The sequence below is a fragment of the Prauserella sediminis genome, assembly GCF_014195435.1.
GTDB classification, from domain to species: Bacteria; Actinomycetota; Actinomycetes; order Mycobacteriales; family Pseudonocardiaceae; genus Prauserella; species Prauserella salsuginis.
The window spans coordinates 311248-327531 of record NZ_JACIBS010000002.1 but is presented as its reverse complement, the minus strand read 5'-3'; the positions used below and the strand labels follow the sequence as shown (position 1 = coordinate 327531).

Below are 16284 nucleotides of genomic sequence, written 5' to 3'. Positions count from 1 at the left end.
TCGCTACAGTCGGCGGCCGTGTCCAGACCGCCCGCGCCACCTCCCGGCCTGCTGATCGTCGACAAGCCCGCCGGCATGACGTCGCACGACGTCGTCGCCAAGGCACGCCGTTTCCTCGGCACCCGCAAGATCGGCCACGCAGGCACGCTCGACCCGATGGCCACGGGTGTGCTCGTGCTCGGGGTCGAACGCGCGACGAAACTGCTCGGCCACCTCGCGCTCGACCGCAAGACCTATCTCGCCACGATCACGCTCGGCGCCGCCACGACGACCGACGACGCCGAAGGGGAGATCCTCACCGAGACCGATGCGAGCGCGGTCACCGACGGGGCGATCGCCGCGGGAATCGTCGGCCTGACCGGCGAGCTGCAGCAGGTGCCCAGCGCCGTCAGCGCCGTGAAGGTCGACGGCAAACGGGCCTACGCGCGGGTGCGCGACGGCGAGGACGTCGACCTGCCGCCGCGGCCGGTGACGGTGCACCGCTTCGATCTGCTCGCCACCCGCAGGGAGGGTGACCGGATCGCGCTGGACGTGATGGTGGACTGCTCGTCGGGCACCTACGTGCGCGCGCTCGCCCGTGACCTGGGCGCCGCACTGGGCGTGGGCGGGCATCTGATGCAGTTGCGCCGCACCACCGTCGGTCCGTTCACGCTGGCCGCGGCGCGCACGCTCGAGGCCGTGGAGGCCGAGCCGGGGCTGTCGCTGACCCTGGCCGAGGCCGTGGCCGCGGCGTTCCCGCGCCGGGACGTCGACGCCGCCGAGACGCGGGCGGTGCGGCACGGCCAGCGGTTGCCCGCGGCCGGCATCGCGGGCGTGTACGGCGTGTTCGGCCCCGACGGCGAGGTGCTCGCACTCGCGGAGGACCAGCGCGGCGCGGCCAAGCCCGTGGTCGTCCTGCTCCCGGCCTGACGGCACACCGCTGCCGCAGCGGACCGGCCCGGCCCGGCCGCAGGGCACCCGGTCCAGCCCGGCTGACCCCGGCTGCGCGCACGGTCGTTAGGCTGCTGCACTGTGCAGCGTTGGCGCGGTTTGACAGATCTGCCCGGTGGCTGGGGGCGTTGCGTCGTCACCGTCGGGGTGTTCGACGGGGTTCACCGGGGGCATCAGGTACTCATCGATCGGACGGTGGCCACGGCCGCCGAGCTCGGGGTGCCGTCGGTGGTCCTGACCTTCGACCCGCATCCGTCCGAAGTGGTGCGGCCGGGTTCGCACCCCGCCCAGCTCACGACCCTGCGCCGCAAGGCCGACCTGGTCGAGCAGCGCGGCGTCGACGTGTTCTGTGTGCTGCCGTTCACGCCGGAGCTGTCCCGGCTCGAACCCGACGAGTTCGTGCACGAGATCCTCGTCGACAAGCTGCACGCGGCGGCGGTGATCGTGGGGGAGAACTTCACGTTCGGGCGCAAGGCCGCGGGCAACGTCGAAACGTTGGAGCGACTGGGGAAACGGTTCGGGTTCACCGCGCAGGGCGCCACGTTGCAGGGGACCGCGTTGCCGGGTGGACCCCGCGAGGCCGAGCAGATCACGTTCTCGTCGACCTATGTGCGCTCGTGCATCGACGCCGGTGACGTGGTGGCGGCCGCGGACGCGCTCGGCAGGCCGCACCGGCTCGACGGCATCGTCGTGCGGGGCGACGGCCGGGGACACGATCTCGGCTACCCGACGGCGAACCTGTCGCCGCCGCGGTTCGCGGCGATCCCGGCCGACGGCGTGTACGCCTGTTGGTTCGTCCGCGCGGACGGCGGGCAGCTGCCCGCCGCCGTGTCCGTCGGCACGAACCCGACTTTCTCCGGCCGGGAACGCACCGTCGAGGCCTTCGTGCTCGACGTCGACGAGGACTTCTACGGCCAGCAGGTATCGCTGGACTTCGTCGGGCGGATCCGTGGCCAGATCGCGTTCGACGGCGTGGACGGGCTGGTCGACCAGATCGCCGACGACGTGGTGCGGACCAGGCGGCTGCTCGGCGTGGCCTGACGCCGGTCCCGGGGACCCGTCGGCGGTGGTGGGCCGGCCGCGCGGGTGCAATAGTGAACAGCTGGTCCGTTCCGTCCCGACCGCCGGCTGCGGCCTGGCAAGATGCCGGGAGGGGTCGCCGGGCCGTCCGGGGACCGGACATGCGAGGGGAGCAGGGGCTGACGTGGAGGACCACAAAATCGTCCAGCGCAACGTCTCGTTGCAGCGCGAGTGGTACGGGGAACCACTCGGCGACCGCGTGCGCAGGCTCGTCGTGGCCTTCGACGTGTCGCAGGCCTATCTGGCCGAGGTACTGGGGATCAGCGCACCGATGCTGAGCCAGGTGATGAGCGGCAGGCGCGCCAAGATCGGGAATCCGGTCGTGCTGGCGCGGCTCATCATGTTGGAGCGCAAAGTGCTGTTGCCGGAGGTCGCCGGCGGCAGCAAGGAGGCCATCCAGGCGGCGCTCGAAGACGTCAAGGAATCGCGGCCGACGGTCAGCAGGGACAGCATGCCGCTGGCTGCGGGGCCGGACGACCAGCAGGTGCTCAATGCGCTGCGCGAGGTCGCCGAGGGGGAGAACCTGATCGGCGCCGCCGAACGGCTCGATGCCGACTTCCCCTCGATCGCCGACCTGCTGCGGAGGGCGGGCAAGGACCCGCGATGACGGCGGGCCGCCCGGGAAGGTAGACGTGGGCGTGCGGCTGTTCAGTGCCCTGCCGGTGCCCGAGGCGGCGGCCGACGCGCTGCGTGCCCGGCTGGCGGAGTGCGCGGCCACCGATGCCGAGGGGCTGCGCTGGACCGCTCCGGAGGGCTGGCACATCACGCTGGGTTTCTACGGTGAGGACGAGCCGGAGGCGCGCACCGCCTGGCTGGCACGGCGGCTCGACGGTCTGCAGGCGCCCGTGCTGCGCCTGGCGGGCGCGGGCGTGTTCCCCGGGGTGCTGTGGGCAGGGGTGATCGTCGAATCCGGGCAGCTCGCCCCGCTCGCCGACGCCGTGCGCCCCACTGGTGAGCGCCGCCGGTTCCGCGCACACGTGACGGTGGCACGCGGCGGTCCGCGTGCGGGACTGGAGGAGCTGGCCAGTGACCTGGCCGGCCATCGCGGCCCGGCCTGGGAACCGGCGGAGGTCCTGCTGCTGCGTAGCGACCGCGGGCCCGCGGGGCCGGTGTATACGCCGGTGTCCCGCTTCGGCCTCGGCCGTGCGCTGCGGTGACCGCAACCGCTGATAGGCTGGATAGTCGAGTCCGGCTGCAGTCCGTGGCGGCCGGTACCGACATGACGAACACGGCACTGAACACAAGGAGTGACGCGTGGCGCTGTCCACCGACGAGAAGAAGGCGATCCTGTCCGAGTACGGCTTGCACGAGTCGGACACCGGTTCGCCCGAGGCTCAGGTTGCCCTGCTGACCAAGCGGATCACCGGGCTCACCGAGCACCTCAAGACCCACAAGCACGACCACCACTCGCGTCGTGGTCTGCTGCTGCTGGTCGGCCGTCGCCGTCGGCTGCTCAACTACGTGATGAGGGTCGACATCGCGCGGTACCGTTCGCTGATCCAGCGACTCGGCCTCCGCCGATGACTTCGTGACGAAGGGGAGTGGCCCGGCGGGTCGCTCCCCTTCGCTCCATCGGAGCCGCAATAGGCTCCCCTCGGGCGCGCGAGTCGGCACAGCACCGGCGGGCGCGGCCCGAGACACACTTACAGAGAGTTTCGCAGGCGATACGCGCCGCGTGCGGGGACGCCGCAGCCGGTCCTCGGTAGTGGCTCCCGGGAGTTCCTCCCGTGAGCTTCGATCGATGGCCGGCCTCGTACCCGGACGGGCCCCGAAGGGCGGGGAAGTGCGTGTCGCGTGCGGCAGTACGAGGAGTAATCACTTTCATGACAGACACAGACACCGTGCACGAAACCGAAGCCGTACTGGACAACGGCCGGTTCGGCACGCGCACGGTGCGCTTCGAAACGGGCAGGCTGGCCAAGCAGGCCGCCGGTTCCGTCGTGGCGTACCTGGACGACGAGACCATGCTGCTGTCGGCCACCACGGCCTCGAAGCAGCCCAAGGAGCACTTCGACTTCTTCCCGCTGACGGTGGACGTCGAGGAGCGCATGTACGCCGCCGGCCGTATCCCCGGCGCGTTCTTCCGCCGCGAGGGTCGCCCGTCGACCGACGCGGTGCTGACCTGCCGGCTGATCGACCGGCCGCTGCGCCCGTCGTTCGCCGACGGCCTGCGCAACGAGATCCAGGTCGTCATCACGGTGCAGAGCCTCAGCCCCGAGGACCCGTACGACGTGCTGGCGATCAACGCCGCATCGGCCTCCACGCAGATCGGCGGCCTGCCGTTCTCCGGTCCGATCGGCGGCGTGCGCGTCGCGCTGATCGAGGACCAGTGGGTCGCGTTCCCGACCTGGTCGCAGCTCGAGAAGGCGACGTTCAACATGGTCGTCGCGGGCCGCGTCGTCGGTGACGGCGCCGGTGACGTCGCGATCATGATGGTCGAGGCCGAGGGCACCGAGAACACCCTCGACCTGGTGGCCGAGGGCTCGACCGCGCCGACCGAGACGACGGTCGCGCAGGGCCTGGACGCCGCGAAGCCGTTCATCCGCGCGCTGTGCGAGGCGCAGCAGCGGTTGGCCGAGGTGTCGGCGAAGCCGACGGGCGAGTACCCGCTGTTCCCCGCCTACCAGCAGGACGCCTACGACGCCGTCGCCGCGATCGCGACCGACGAGCTCACCAAGGCGCTGGCCATCGGCGGCAAGCAGGACCGCGACGACGCCACCGACGAGGTCAAGGCGGCGGTGCTCGAGAAGGTCGGCATCGGCGAGGGCGAGGCCTTCGAAGGCCGCGAGAAGGAGGTCGGCGCGGCGTTCAAGTCGCTGACCAAGCACCTCGTGCGCCAGCGCATCCTGCGGGACCAGGTGCGCATCGACGGTCGTGGCCTGACCGACATCCGGCAGTTGGCCGCCGAGGTCGCCGCCATCCCGCGGGCCCACGGTTCGGCGCTGTTCGAGCGCGGTGAGACCCAGATCCTGGGCGTCACCACGCTGAACATGCTCCGGATGGAGCAGACGCTGGACACGCTCTCGCCGGAGACGTCCAAGCGCTACCTGCACCACTACAACTTCCCGCCGTTCTCCACCGGGGAGACGGGCCGCGTCGGCACGCCGAAGCGGCGCGAGATCGGCCACGGCATGCTCGCCGAGCGTGCGCTGGTGCCGGTGCTGCCGAAGCGCGACGAGTTCCCGTACGCCATCCGCCAGGTCTCGGAGGCGCTGGGCTCGAACGGGTCGACGTCGATGGGCTCGGTCTGCGCGTCCACGATGAGCCTGTACAACGCCGGTGTGCCGCTGAAGGCGCCGGTGGCCGGTATCGCGATGGGCCTGGTCTCCGACGAGGTCGACGGGGAGACGCGCTATGTTGCCCTGACCGACATCCTGGGCGCCGAGGACGCGTTCGGCGACATGGACTTCAAGGTCGCGGGTACCAAGGACGTCATCACGGCCCTGCAGCTGGACACCAAGCTCGACGGCATCCCGTCGGACGTGCTGGCCGCCGCGCTGAACCAGGCCCGTGACGCCCGGCTGACGATCATGGACGTGATGTCCGAGGCGATCGACGAGCCGGACGACATGAGCCCGTACGCCCCGCGCGTGACCACGGTGAAGGTGCCGGTCGACAAGATCGGTGAGGTCATCGGGCCGAAGGGCAAGATGATCAACACGATCACCGAGGAGACCGGCGCCGACATCTCCATCGAGGACGACGGCACCATCTACGTCGGTGCGGCGGACGGTCCGTCCGCCGAGGCCGCGATCGACAAGATCAACGCCATCGCCAACCCGCAGCTGCCGAAGGTGGGCGAGCGCTTCCTCGGCACGGTCGTGAAGACGGCCGCCTTCGGCGCGTTCGTCTCGCTGCTGCCCGGTAAGGACGGCCTCGTCCACATCTCGAAGCTGGGCAACGGCAAGCGCATCGGCAAGGTCGAGGACGTCGTCAACGTCGGCGACAAGCTGCGCGTCGAGATCGCCGACATCGACCAGCGCGGCAAGATCAGCCTGGTCGTGGTCGACGAGGACGGCGAGAGCGACAACGACGGCGCCGCGTCGGAGGAGGCCGAGTCGACCGACGCCTGACCGGCGCCGGCACGGACGAGGACGAACACACACGACGGCGACCCGCCGACGGCATACCCTGCCGCGGCGGGTCGCCGTGTGACATGGGGCGAAAAGCAGGTTGATGGCACGGCAGAATCCCGGGCACGAACAGCCCGTCGGCAGCACCCGCACCCTGGAGTCGGTCTCCGGAGGCGGGCGGGTTAAGCGCACCGTCCTGCCCGGTGGGTTGCGCGTGATCACCGAGCAGGTTCCGGGCGTGCGGTCGGCGACGGTCGGCCTGTGGGTCGGTGTCGGTTCCCGTGACGAGCGGCCCGCGGTCGCCGGTGCGGCGCACTACCTCGAACATCTGCTGTTCAAAGGCACCGGCCGGCGCGACGCGACGGCCATCGCCGAGGAGATCGACGCCGTCGGCGGGGAGCTGAACGCGTTCACCGCCAAGGAACACACCTGCTACTACGCGCAGGTCATCGACGAGGACCTGCCGGTGGCGATGGACCTGGTGACCGACGTGGTGTTCGAGGCCCGGTGCACGGACGCCGACGTCGACACCGAGCGCAGCGTGGTCCTCGAAGAGATCGCCATGCGCGACGACGACCCGGAGGATCTGCTCCACGAGACGTTCGTGGAGACCGTCATGGGTGGGCACGCGCTCGGCAGGCCGGTTCTCGGCAACCAGGAGTCCATTCAGGACATGTCGGCGCGAGCGCTGCGCGGCTTCTACCGCAGGCAGTACGTGCCGCACCGGATGGTGCTGGCGGTCGCGGGCAACGTCACACACGGCGCAGTGCTGCGGCTGGTGCGCAAGGCTCTCGGCGACAGGCTCGACGGCGACCCTGCGCCCGTGGCCCCGCGTGCGGGTCGCGCACGGCCCCGCCGGACACGGAGTCTGCAGCTGCGCACCGACGACACCGAGCAGGCGCACGTCATGCTCGGCATGCCTGCCCTCGGCAGGCACGACGAGCGGCGATACGCCCTCGGAGTGCTCAACGCCGCTCTGGGCGGCGGGATGAGCTCGCGCCTGTTCCAGGAGGTCCGTGAGCGCCGCGGCCTCGCGTACCAGGTCTACTCCTCGGTGGCGACCTACGCAGACACCGGCCACCTGTCGGTGTACGCCGGATGCCAGCCCGACCGGCTCGGCGAGGTCACCGAGGTCGCGGCCGGGGTGCTCGCCGACGTTGCCGCCGACGGGTTGAGCGAGGCCGAGGTCGCGCGGGCGAAAGGTCAGCTGCGCGGCGCTCTGGTGCTGGGCATGGAGGACACGGCCGCACGGATGACCAGGCTCGGCAAGAACGAACTGAACCACGGCCGGTATCTGAGCGTCGAGGACAACGTCGCCCGGATCGACGCCGTCACGGCCGACGACGTCGCGGCGCTCGCGCGGACGCTGCTGGGCAGGCCGGGAGGTGTCACCAGCGGCGTGGTCGTCGGGCCGTACGCTCACGACGAGGACCTTCCCGACGAGTTGCACGAGGTGATCGCATGACCAGCAGTCCGATTCGCGTCGGCGTTCTCGGCCACACGGGCCGGATGGGCGCGGAGACCGTGCGTGCGGTCGAGGGCGCTCCGGACATGGACCTGGTCGCGACCGTCGGCTCGGCCGGTGACCGGGCTGCGCTGGTCGAGGCGAAGGCCGATGTCGTCGTCGACTTCACCCGGCCCGACGCCGTGATGGGCAACCTCGAATTCGTGCTGTCCCACGGCATGCACGCCGTGGTGGGCACGACCGGGTTCACCGACGAGCGCCTGGGCCAACTGCGTTCGTGGCTCGCCGAGCGGTCGGAGCTGGGCGTGCTCATCGCGCCGAACTTCGCGCTCGGGGCCGTGCTGGCGATGCGGTTCGCGCAGCAGGCAGCGCGGTTCTACGACTCGGCCGAGGTCATCGAACTGCACCACAACCGCAAGGCCGACGCCCCGTCGGGCACGGCCGCCCACACCGCGCGGATGATCTCGCAGGCCAGGGCGGAGGCCGGGATCGAACCGGGCAGCGACGCGACGGTGTCCGAAATGGATGGAGCGCGCGGTGCGGACCTGGGCGACGTCCGGGTGCACTCGGTGCGCCTGCCGGGACTCGTGGCGCACGAGGAGATCATGTTCGGCGCCGCGGGGGAGACGCTGACGATCCGGCACGACTCGATGGACCGGAGCTCGTTCATGCCGGGTGTGCTGCTCGGGATCCGCGAGATGCCGAAGCGGCCCGGGCTGACGGTCGGGCTGGAGAAGGTGCTCGACCTGTGAAGGCCCGCAACGTCGCCATCGTGCTCACGGCCGCGGTGGCGCTGTACCTGGTCCTGCTGGCCGGCCGTGCGGTGGCGCTGCTCAGGACCGGTGAGCCGGTTCCCATGGTTCTCGGCGCGGGCGTGTTCGTGCTGCCCCTGTTGGGCGCGTGGATGCTGTGGACGACGTGGCGCTCCGGGAACCGGATCCAGCGGCTGGCGCGCAGGCTCGAGGCCGAAGGCGGACTGCCGGACGTCTCGGACCTGCCGCGCCGTCCGTCGGGGCGGGTGGACCGGGACGCCGCCGATGCGTGGTTCGACGAGCGCCGCGCCGAGCTCGAACAGGAGCCCGACGACTGGCGCCGCTGGTATCGGCTGGCCTACGCCTACGACATCGCGGGCGACCGCAAACGCGCCCGCGCCACGATGCACAAGGCCGTCGAGCTCGAAGCCCTCGAATCGGGAGCCGCCGACCGCTGAACGCGGATCCGGCGGCGGGGTCGCGGACTCCTGCCGCCGGATGCGTGAACACGGCTGCGACGCGGTCTGCGACCGATCCGCCGTGCTCGTCGTCCGCTGCCACGCCGTTCGATCGATGGCCAGGATGCTCGACCGGTAGCCGGGTGCTCGTCGTCCGGTGTCAGAGCGGGATGCCGAGCCAGCCCGCGGCGACGGCGGGGGACGCGGCGAGCAGGCTGAACCGGACGAACCGGCCCGCCAGGCCCGCCCCCACGAACAGCGACGGGCGCATGTTGACGAAACCGGCCAGCACGACGGTGGCCATGTACGGCGGCAGGCCGACCACGGAGCTGACGCCGTAGGTGCTCGCCATCCAATGCGGGTGCCGGTGGCAGCGCTCGCGCAGGGCCTCCAGCCAGCCGCGCATCCGTTTCGTGCGACGGCGCCAGCGTTCCCGGCGCGGGGTGGGCGGCCGTTCCTGCCGGTGGCGGTGCAACCGCTCGTGCAGGAACCGCGGCAGGTGGATCGAGCCCCGCGCCGCGAGGTAGTACGGCAGCTTGCCGACGACCTGCCCCGCCGCGACGACGGCGCCCATGAGCAGCCAGGGGATCGTCTCGCTCTCGCCGGTCATCACCGTGATGAGGAAGAGCTCGACGCTGACCACCGGCAGCAGTGCCGACCCGACGGCGACACCGAAGGCGACGCACAACCAGGTCAGCACAGTGTCTCCGCAGGCGGTCGGGGTCGGTGGTCGGATCCGCTGGGCGGTAGCGACGCGGACGGCCGGGTCCGCGGTGCCACCACCGGCGTTACCGCGGTGGGCGCAGCATCGCAGCGGTGGAGTGTCGGTGCGGTGAAGGGATCACCGGTTCGGTGCGGTTACAGGGACGGAATCGACTATGACAGACATCGCCGCCGCGATGTGATCGGTCGCACCCATTCGCCGCCGGTTTCTCGGTTCGGGCACGGCCGGAACCGCGCCGCCGGGTTGGCTGTTGCGGGCGTGACGGCCCGGCGTGTCAGTGGTCCAATCGGACGTCGAGTCCGCCGGTGAGGCGGAGCTCCCGCACCGTCCGTTCCCCCGTGTCGAGGGTGCGCACGGTGCCGTCCGGGTTCCAGCCTATGCCGCGGAAGAACGACAGCGCCGCCGAATCGGATTGCGAGACCCAGGTCACCCCACGGCTGTGGCCCATCGCCCGCAGGTCGGTGGCGGCCGTACCGAACAGGCGGCCACCGTGCCCGCGCCGGCCCCAGCGCGGTTCGACGAGCACCGTCGCGATCAGAGCCACCTCGGCGGCGTCGGCGGGCGGGGAGCCGTCGGCGGCCGCGGTGTCGTCGGCAGGGGCGGGGCCGGCGGCGCAGAAACCCACGGTCGTGGTCCCTTCGCGGGCCACGTAGACCGTGGAGGCCGGGTGCTCGACGGCGCGTGCCCATTCGTCGGCGAGCGTGGCCTCGTCGAGCGCGTCGACGGTGGCCTGGCCGAGCGCGTCCGCGTACGCCGTGCGCCACGTGCGCACCTGGATGGCGGCGATGTCGGCGGCGTCGTCGGGGCCCGCGACGCGAACCGTGGCGTCCGTCATACCGGCACCCTACTGGCCGGTGACGACGGGATCGTCGGGGGCGGCTGGCAGCATGCCACGGGTGAGGACCATGAGCCTGCCCGTCGCGCGCCGCACCGCCCTCGCCGCACAGGGGTTCACCGATCCGCGCCCTGCGGCGGCCCCGACCCGCCGGCACCTGCGCCGCGTCCTGTCGCGCACGAAACTCCTGCAACTCGACTCGGTGAACGTGGCGATGCGTGCCCACTACGCCCCGCTGCTGTCCCGGCTCGGCCCATACGACCCTGCGCTCGTCGACGACGCCGCGTGGCGCGACACCGCTCGTAAACCGAGGTTGCTCGTCGAGGCCTGGGCCCACGAGGCGAGCCTGATCCCCGTGGCCGATTGGCCGCTGCTGATGTCCGGGGCGAAACGGCCGGGCTGGTGGCGGGGGTATGCGCGGCTCGCCGAGCAGTCCCCGGGCCTGGTCGACGACGTGCTCGCCGTCGTCAAGGAGCTCGGCCCGGTGGGGGCGGGAACGGTCGAGAAGGAACTGACCGGCGGGGAGCGCCGCACACCCGGCTCGTGGTGGGAGCGCTCGGAGGTGAAGAAGATCTGCGAGTGGCTGTTCGGCACGGGCGAGCTGACCACGGGCACGCGCCGCGGTTTCGAGCGTTGCTACGACCTCACCGAACGGGTCGTGCCCGCCGACATCCGGCAGCGGCGCGTCGGCCCCGAGGAGGCGGCGCGCGAACTCGTCGCCTCCTCCGCCGAAGCCCTCGGTGTCGCGACCGAGACGGACCTGCGCGACTACTACCGGCTCGGCCCGCCAGAGACGCGCGCGGCCGTGGCCGGCCTGGTCGAAGCCGGCACACTCGAACCGGTCCGGGTCGACGGCTGGCGGCAGCAGGCGTACCGCCATACCGCGGCCACGACGCCGCGGACGGTGACCGGCAGCGCACTGTTGTGCCCGTTCGATCCGCTCATCTGGGAGCGCGACCGCACCGAGCGGCTGTTCGGGTTCCGCTACCGCATCGAGATCTACGTACCGGCACAGCGTCGCGAGTACGGCTACTACGTTTTCCCGTTCCTGTGCGACGGCCGGCTGGTCGGGCGCGTGGACCTGAAAGCCGATCGCGCCGCGTCGGTGCTGCGCGTGCCCGGTGCGTTCGCCGAACCGGGCGTCGACCACGGCCGCGTCGCCGCGGAGCTCGCCGCGCGGCTGCGCGAGACGGCCGACTGGCTCGCGCTCGAGGACATCGAGGTCGGCGAACGCGGTGACCTGGTACCCGTGCTGCGCCGCGAGGTCAGCCCGCGGAGGTGACGAGAGCCCCGGTGACGACGACGTCGCCCGCGCCCGTGCGAGCGCGCACGGCGAGGGGAACCTCCCGGTCCGGTGCCATGTCGGCCACGTCCAGCTCACTGCGCACCCGTCCCGATCCGGAGGACAGGTCGATCTCGGCGGCCACTCCGGAGCGGACGCCGATGCGGATGGTGCCGGACCCGGTGGTCGCCTCGACCGTGCCGGCACCCGCGTCGGCCACGGTCACGTCACCGCTGCTCGTGCGGACCAGGACGTCGCCGGTGACCTCGCCGAGGCGGACCGCGCCACCGGCCGTCGTCACGCTCCCGGTCGCGGGCAGGGCGGCGACCGCCACGTCGCCCCGGCTCGCGCGCAGTTGCAGCCCGCCGCGGAGCGTGCCGGTCGTGACGTCACCGCCGCCCGCGCGGATCGTCGCCGGCCCGTCGGCGTCGCCCACACGCACCTCGCCGGAGCCGGTGGTCAGCTCGAGCCGGTGTGCCGTCCCGGTCACCGTGACGGGACCGGCCGCGGCGCGGACCCGGACGGCCGAGCCCTCGGGCGCGTGCACCGTCACCGCGAGCGGCACGCCGTGCAGGGGCAGCGCCTGCGGCCCGCGCACGACGAGAGCTCGCGCCTCGCGCTCGATGCAGCACTGCGCGATCGCCTCCTCCGGCGAGCCGACCAGGTCTTCGGTGCCGAACCGGTCGCCCACCCAGCTGAGGATGCCGGCGACGCTCTCGGTCCACGGCAGATGCGCGGCCGGGTCGTGCCGGATCTCCACCGAGCCCGGTTCACCACCGAGGTGCACGGCCACCCGTCCGAACGGGATGTCGACGTCGATGTCCACCGGATCGGAAGCCTCGAACGCTTCGGTGCGCATCGGCTCGGACTGCTGTTCGTTCATGGTCAACCTTCCACCCAGCCGTGCAGGTGTGATCGGGTCGGGTGCTCGGAGCGGCCGCCCGGGCCGCAGTCGCCGCGCTCGCCAGTCGGGCCCCGGCCATGGGGCTCGCCGGCGCCGCGCGGGCCTCGCCGGCCTCCGTGGCCGTGCAGTCCGCCGCGGACCGCCTGCTGCACCGCCTGGGCGACGAACGCGTTCAGCGACTGTCCCTGGGCCGCGGCGGCCTGTTCTGCCTGGGCCTTGATCTGCTCGACGATGCGCAGCGTGATGCGGCTGATGTCACCACCGGCGCCGGCGGCGTCGCCGAAGCCGCCCGGAGCGCCCGACGGGCCGGTGCCGCCGGTGTCGGGCCCGCCGTCGGTGTCACCAGTGACGTCATCGCCGCCGGTTCCGTTGCCGGCCGCGGGGCCGGCGCCGTCCGTGGTGCCCCCGATGCCCGAGCCCGGTCGCTCCGGTCCGGTCACGACGACCCGGACGTCGCGTCCGTCGAGCCGGACGTCCACGACCTGATCGTGCAGGTGAGCGGTGACCTCGGCCGCCATGTCGGCGAGGGCGTTCATGAGGGTGAGCCGCGCGGCGGGTTCGAGGGCGGCCGAGAGCACCGCCGCGGTGCGCTTCATGTCCTGATCGCCCGCCGAGGCGCTCGTGGCGAGGTCCTCGCGGAGGCGATCCAGATACGGCGTGAGATCCATGACACCACTCTGACGTCATTCGTGACATCACGCAACCGGATCGTGGTGTCGGACAGTGGTTCCGGTGGTGTCACCGGCGTCGTCGGGGACGTGGTGCTGCGGTGCGGTGAGTGCTGCGGTGCGGTGAGTGCTGCGGGGCAGTGAGTGCGGCGGTGCGGTGAGTACTGCGGGTGCGGTGAGTTGCTGCGGGGCGGTGATTCACCCCGCGCGGGCGCTTGCTCACCCGCGCGGGCGCTTCCGGCCCGGCCGGACGGAAAGGTCGGAGCCGGGCAGTACGCTGCCTGAGGAGTCGTCGGCAGAGGGAGTCGGACGTGGCCGAAACGGTGTCACCGCAGGTGCGCGTGATCGCGAAGACGGAGTTCCTGCCACCGGAGGACGTGGCGTGGAGCACCGACGCCGACGGCGGGCAGGCGCTCGCGGAGTTCGCCGGACGGGCCTGCTACCAGTCGTGGCAGAAGCCGAACCCGAAGACCGCCACGAACGCCGGTTACCTCGACCACATCATCGAGGTCGGCCACCTGTCGGTCCTCGAACACGGGTCGGTCACCTTCTACATCACCGGCATCTCGCGGTCGCTGACCCACGAACTGATCCGGCACCGGCACTTCTCGTACTCGCAGCTGTCGCAGCGGTACGTGCCGGAGAAGGACGCCGCGTTCGTCGAGCCGGAGGTCATCGCCGAGGACCCCGAGCTGCACGAGAAGTTCCTCGCCGCCGCCCAGGCCAGCGTGGATGCCTACACCGACCTGCTGGCGGGGCTCGAGGAGAAGTTCGCCGACGCGCCGAACGCCACGCTGCGCCGCAAGCAGGCCCGCCAGGCCGCCCGCGCGGTGCTGCCGAACGCCACCGAGACGCGCGTCGTCGTCACCGGCAACTACCGCGCATGGCGGCACTTCGTCGGCATGCGCGCCACCGAGCACGCCGACGTCGAGATCCGCGAACTGGCCGTGGCCTGTCTGCGGGAGCTGCAGAAGGCCGCGCCGAACGTGTTCGCCGACTTCACGATCTCCGAGTTGCCCGACGGCACCGAGGTCGCCACCAGTCCGCGCGTCGCGGAAGGCTGAGGGGGAAACGTGCGCCGGCTCGCCATCGACGTTCAGCCAGGGGAATACACGGTCGCCCGGTTCGACGCGGGTGCACCCGTGCCCGCCGCGTTGCTCGACCCGCCGGGCGGGGAGCTCGTGTCGGTCGTCCGCACGGCCGAGGAGCTGTCCGTGGTCGGGCCGTCGGAGCGCGTGCCCGCCACCGACCGGGCCGAACCGGGGTGGCGGCTGCTGACGGTGCGCGGCCCGCTCGCGTTCAGCCTCACCGGAATCGTGGCGGCCCTGTCGAGCGAACTGGCCGCGGCCGGGGTCGCACTGTTCGCGCTCTCGACCTTCGACACCGACCATTTCCTCGTCGCGGCCGGTGATCTCGACCGCGCGGTCGATGCGTTGCGATCCGGAGGGCACGAGGTGCACCGCGCCGACGTCTGACCGGGTGATGCGCCGCTAGGATGCGGCACGCACCGTGAGGACGAAGTGAGGGCGTGTGACCGAGAACCCCGAGCAGCAGACCGATTCGAGTACCCGGGCCCACGCGGCGTTGCGCACGGTGGCCGGGCGTTACGCCCTGCTGGAGGAGCTGGGCCGCGGCGGCATGGGCGTTGTCTGGCGCGGTGAGGACACCGTGATCGGCAGGCACGTGGCCGTGAAGGAACTGCGCCTGCCGGACGGTGCCGAGGACGCGGGCGTGTTCTCCGAGCGCATCCTGCGTGAGGTGCGTACCGGCGGACGGCTCAACGACCCGGCCGTGGTGACCGTGTTCGACGTGGTCGCCGACGGCGACGCGACGTTCATCGTCATGGAACTGGTCGAGGCGCCGACCCTGTCGGACCTCGTCGACCGGCGCGGCCCGCTGCCGGCGCACGAAGTGGCCCGCATCGGTGAGCAGGTGCTGTCGGCCCTCGAGGCCGCGCACCGGGCCGGGATCGTTCACCGGGACGTCAAACCCGGCAACATCATGGTTGCGCCGAACGGCAGGGTGAAACTGACCGACTTCGGCATCGCCCAGGCCGTCGACGATCCCCGGATCACCACCAGCGGCATGCTCGTCGGCTCACCGGCGTTCATGGCTCCGGAACGCGTCGCGGGCCAGGAGGCCCTGGCCGCGTCCGACCTGTGGTCGCTGGGCGCGACGCTGTACTTCGCCGCCGAGGGCATGTTGCCGTTCCAGCGCTCGACCACGGCGGCGACCCTGCACGCGATCATGCACGAGATGCCGCCGCTGGCCCGGGCGCACGGCCCGTTGGCGCAGGCGATCATGGGCATGCTGACCGCGGCGCCCGAAGCGCGGATCCCGGCGGGCCAGGCGCGGGGCCTGCTGACCGCCGCCGCGCAGCCCGGCGTGGCGCAACCGGGACCGCCCACCCCTCCCGGCGGCGACGCCCAGGCCACGGCCATGCACTACGGCGGTCCGCCGACGCTCGCCGCGACGCCGGGCCCGGGCCCCGCGTCCGCGAACCCGACGCGGCGCAAGCTGCTGATCGTCGGCGGCGCCGTGGCGGCGGTGGCACTGCTGGTCGGCGGATTCTTCGCGGGCAAGCCGTTCTGGGGCCCGGCGGTTGACGACGCGATGGCCGAGACCCTGACCTACGGCCGCGGTGGCGACATCGCCAACTACGACATCGACGGCAGTTCGAACTACTGCGTCAACACGCCGCTCGCGAGCGGCCGGGCGCTCGCGTCGAGCAACTGGGTCGACTGCGAGGACGAGGCCCACGACGCGCAGCTGTTCGAGATCGCCCCCGCGGTACCGGAGTCGAGCGATTCCGACGCCGCGGCGGCGACGTACCCGGGTGAGGACCGGCTGCGCGCGTTCGCCGAGGCCAAGTGCACCGCGACGTTCCACACCAACCGGGTCCAGGATGACGAGCGGCCGGGCCTGCGGTTCCTGGCACTGGTGCCGACCGAGGACGAGTGGAACCAGGAGCCCGCCGACGACTTCGACTCGCCGGTCCGCAGCGTGCTGTGTTTCCTGGTTCCCGCCGACAGCGGAAGGCTCGAAGGGACGGTCACGCGGGGCGTCGCCTGACCCCGGCTCGGCCCGGGTGCCGACCGAGGTTCCGCAGCGAG

The 16284-nt window shown here is 72.0% G+C and carries 17 protein-coding genes; 13 read left to right on the top strand and 4 right to left on the bottom strand.

Annotated features, from left to right (window positions below):
* Positions 1-18: 18 nt before the first annotated feature.
* From truB to FB384_RS19855, 9 genes are all read left to right on the top strand, one after another.
* A complete protein-coding gene (truB, locus tag FB384_RS19895; protein WP_183786268.1) occupies positions 19-909 on the top strand; it encodes a tRNA pseudouridine(55) synthase TruB in 891 nt (296 codons plus the stop codon).
* Positions 910-1011: 102 nt separating this feature from the next.
* A complete protein-coding gene (locus FB384_RS19890; protein WP_183786266.1) occupies positions 1012-1971 on the top strand; it encodes a bifunctional riboflavin kinase/FAD synthetase in 960 nt (319 codons plus the stop codon).
* 163 nt (positions 1972-2134) lie between these two features.
* Positions 2135-2617: a helix-turn-helix transcriptional regulator gene (locus FB384_RS19885; protein ID WP_183786264.1), complete on the top strand. Its 483-nt coding sequence runs from the start codon at positions 2135-2137 to the stop codon at positions 2615-2617.
* A 31-nt stretch (positions 2618-2648) separates the two neighbouring features.
* Positions 2649-3167, top strand: a complete 519-nt coding sequence (gene thpR / locus FB384_RS19880; protein ID WP_183786262.1) for an RNA 2',3'-cyclic phosphodiesterase — start codon at positions 2649-2651, stop codon at positions 3165-3167.
* Positions 3168-3264: 97 nt separating this feature from the next.
* Entirely contained in the window at positions 3265-3534 is a 270-nt protein-coding gene (gene rpsO, locus FB384_RS19875) for a 30S ribosomal protein S15 (protein ID WP_183786260.1), read from the top strand.
* A gap of 299 nt (positions 3535-3833) precedes the next feature.
* A complete protein-coding gene (locus FB384_RS19870; RefSeq protein ID WP_183786258.1) occupies positions 3834-6083 on the top strand; it encodes a polyribonucleotide nucleotidyltransferase in 2250 nt (749 codons plus the stop codon).
* 103 nt (positions 6084-6186) lie between these two features.
* Positions 6187-7548, top strand: a complete 1362-nt coding sequence (locus FB384_RS19865; protein ID WP_183786256.1) for a M16 family metallopeptidase — start codon at positions 6187-6189, stop codon at positions 7546-7548.
* Positions 7545-8300, top strand: coding sequence for a 4-hydroxy-tetrahydrodipicolinate reductase (gene dapB, locus FB384_RS19860; protein WP_183786254.1), 756 nt, complete (start codon positions 7545-7547; stop codon positions 8298-8300). Before FB384_RS19865 ends, dapB begins: the two co-directional genes overlap by 4 nt.
* Complete coding sequence (locus tag FB384_RS19855) at positions 8297-8758, top strand: hypothetical protein (RefSeq protein WP_183786252.1); 462 nt, start codon at positions 8297-8299, stop codon at positions 8756-8758. The genes dapB and FB384_RS19855 overlap by 4 nt, the downstream gene beginning before the upstream one ends.
* A 160-nt stretch (positions 8759-8918) precedes the next feature.
* Here the strand turns inward: FB384_RS19855 and FB384_RS19850 are convergent, their stop codons facing one another.
* Together FB384_RS19850 and FB384_RS19845 are read right to left on the bottom strand one after the other, a co-directional pair.
* Positions 8919-9458, bottom strand: a complete 540-nt coding sequence (locus FB384_RS19850) for a hypothetical protein (protein WP_183786250.1) — start codon at positions 9456-9458, stop codon at positions 8919-8921.
* 298 nt (positions 9459-9756) lie between these two features.
* Entirely contained in the window at positions 9757-10317 is a 561-nt protein-coding gene (locus FB384_RS19845; protein ID WP_183786248.1) for a GNAT family N-acetyltransferase, read from the bottom strand.
* A gap of 52 nt (positions 10318-10369) precedes the next feature.
* Between FB384_RS19845 and FB384_RS19840 the strand changes: the two genes are divergently transcribed.
* A complete protein-coding gene (locus FB384_RS19840) occupies positions 10370-11599 on the top strand; it encodes a winged helix-turn-helix domain-containing protein (protein WP_183786246.1) in 1230 nt (409 codons plus the stop codon).
* Here the strand turns inward: FB384_RS19840 and FB384_RS19835 are convergent.
* Positions 11583-12482: a DUF4097 family beta strand repeat-containing protein gene (locus tag FB384_RS19835; protein ID WP_183786244.1), complete on the bottom strand. Its 900-nt coding sequence runs from the start codon at positions 12480-12482 to the stop codon at positions 11583-11585. The genes FB384_RS19840 and FB384_RS19835 overlap by 17 nt on opposite strands.
* Positions 12483-12484: 2 nt before the next feature.
* Positions 12485-13171, bottom strand: a complete 687-nt coding sequence (locus tag FB384_RS19830) for a toxin-antitoxin system HicB family antitoxin (RefSeq protein WP_183786242.1) — start codon at positions 13169-13171, stop codon at positions 12485-12487.
* Between the two features lie 311 nt (positions 13172-13482).
* Here FB384_RS19830 and thyX point away from each other — a divergent pair, with 311 nt between their 5' ends.
* The 3 genes from thyX to FB384_RS19815 are packed head-to-tail and all read left to right on the top strand — an operon-like array spanning position 13483 to position 16243.
* A complete protein-coding gene (thyX, locus tag FB384_RS19825; protein ID WP_183786240.1) occupies positions 13483-14235 on the top strand; it encodes an FAD-dependent thymidylate synthase in 753 nt (250 codons plus the stop codon).
* A gap of 9 nt (positions 14236-14244) precedes the next feature.
* Positions 14245-14646, top strand: a complete 402-nt coding sequence (locus tag FB384_RS19820) for an ACT domain-containing protein (RefSeq protein WP_183786238.1) — start codon at positions 14245-14247, stop codon at positions 14644-14646.
* Positions 14647-14701: 55 nt separating this feature from the next.
* Positions 14702-16243 carry a serine/threonine-protein kinase gene (locus FB384_RS19815; RefSeq protein ID WP_183786236.1) on the top strand — a complete coding sequence of 514 codons (1542 nt, stop codon included), beginning with the start codon at positions 14702-14704 and terminating at the stop codon, positions 16241-16243.
* The last annotated feature ends 41 nt before the right edge of the window (positions 16244-16284 follow it).

Excerpts from the sequence above, each read along its gene's own strand:
- dapB (WP_183786254.1), top strand. The coding sequence starts at position 7,545 with ATGACCAGCAGTCCGATTCGCGTCGGCGTTCTCGGCCACACGGGCCGG.
- FB384_RS19830 (WP_183786242.1), bottom strand. The coding sequence starts at position 13,171 with ATGGATCTCACGCCGTATCTGGATCGCCTCCGCGAGGACCTCGCCACG.
- FB384_RS19845 (WP_183786248.1), bottom strand. The coding sequence starts at position 10,317 with ATGACGGACGCCACGGTTCGCGTCGCGGGCCCCGACGACGCCGCCGAC.
- FB384_RS19835 (WP_183786244.1), bottom strand. The coding sequence starts at position 12,482 with ATGAACGAACAGCAGTCCGAGCCGATGCGCACCGAAGCGTTCGAGGCT.
- FB384_RS19865 (WP_183786256.1), top strand. The coding sequence starts at position 6,187 with ATGGCACGGCAGAATCCCGGGCACGAACAGCCCGTCGGCAGCACCCGC.
- FB384_RS19840 (WP_183786246.1), top strand. The coding sequence starts at position 10,370 with ATGCCACGGGTGAGGACCATGAGCCTGCCCGTCGCGCGCCGCACCGCC.
- FB384_RS19870 (WP_183786258.1), top strand. The coding sequence starts at position 3,834 with ATGACAGACACAGACACCGTGCACGAAACCGAAGCCGTACTGGACAAC.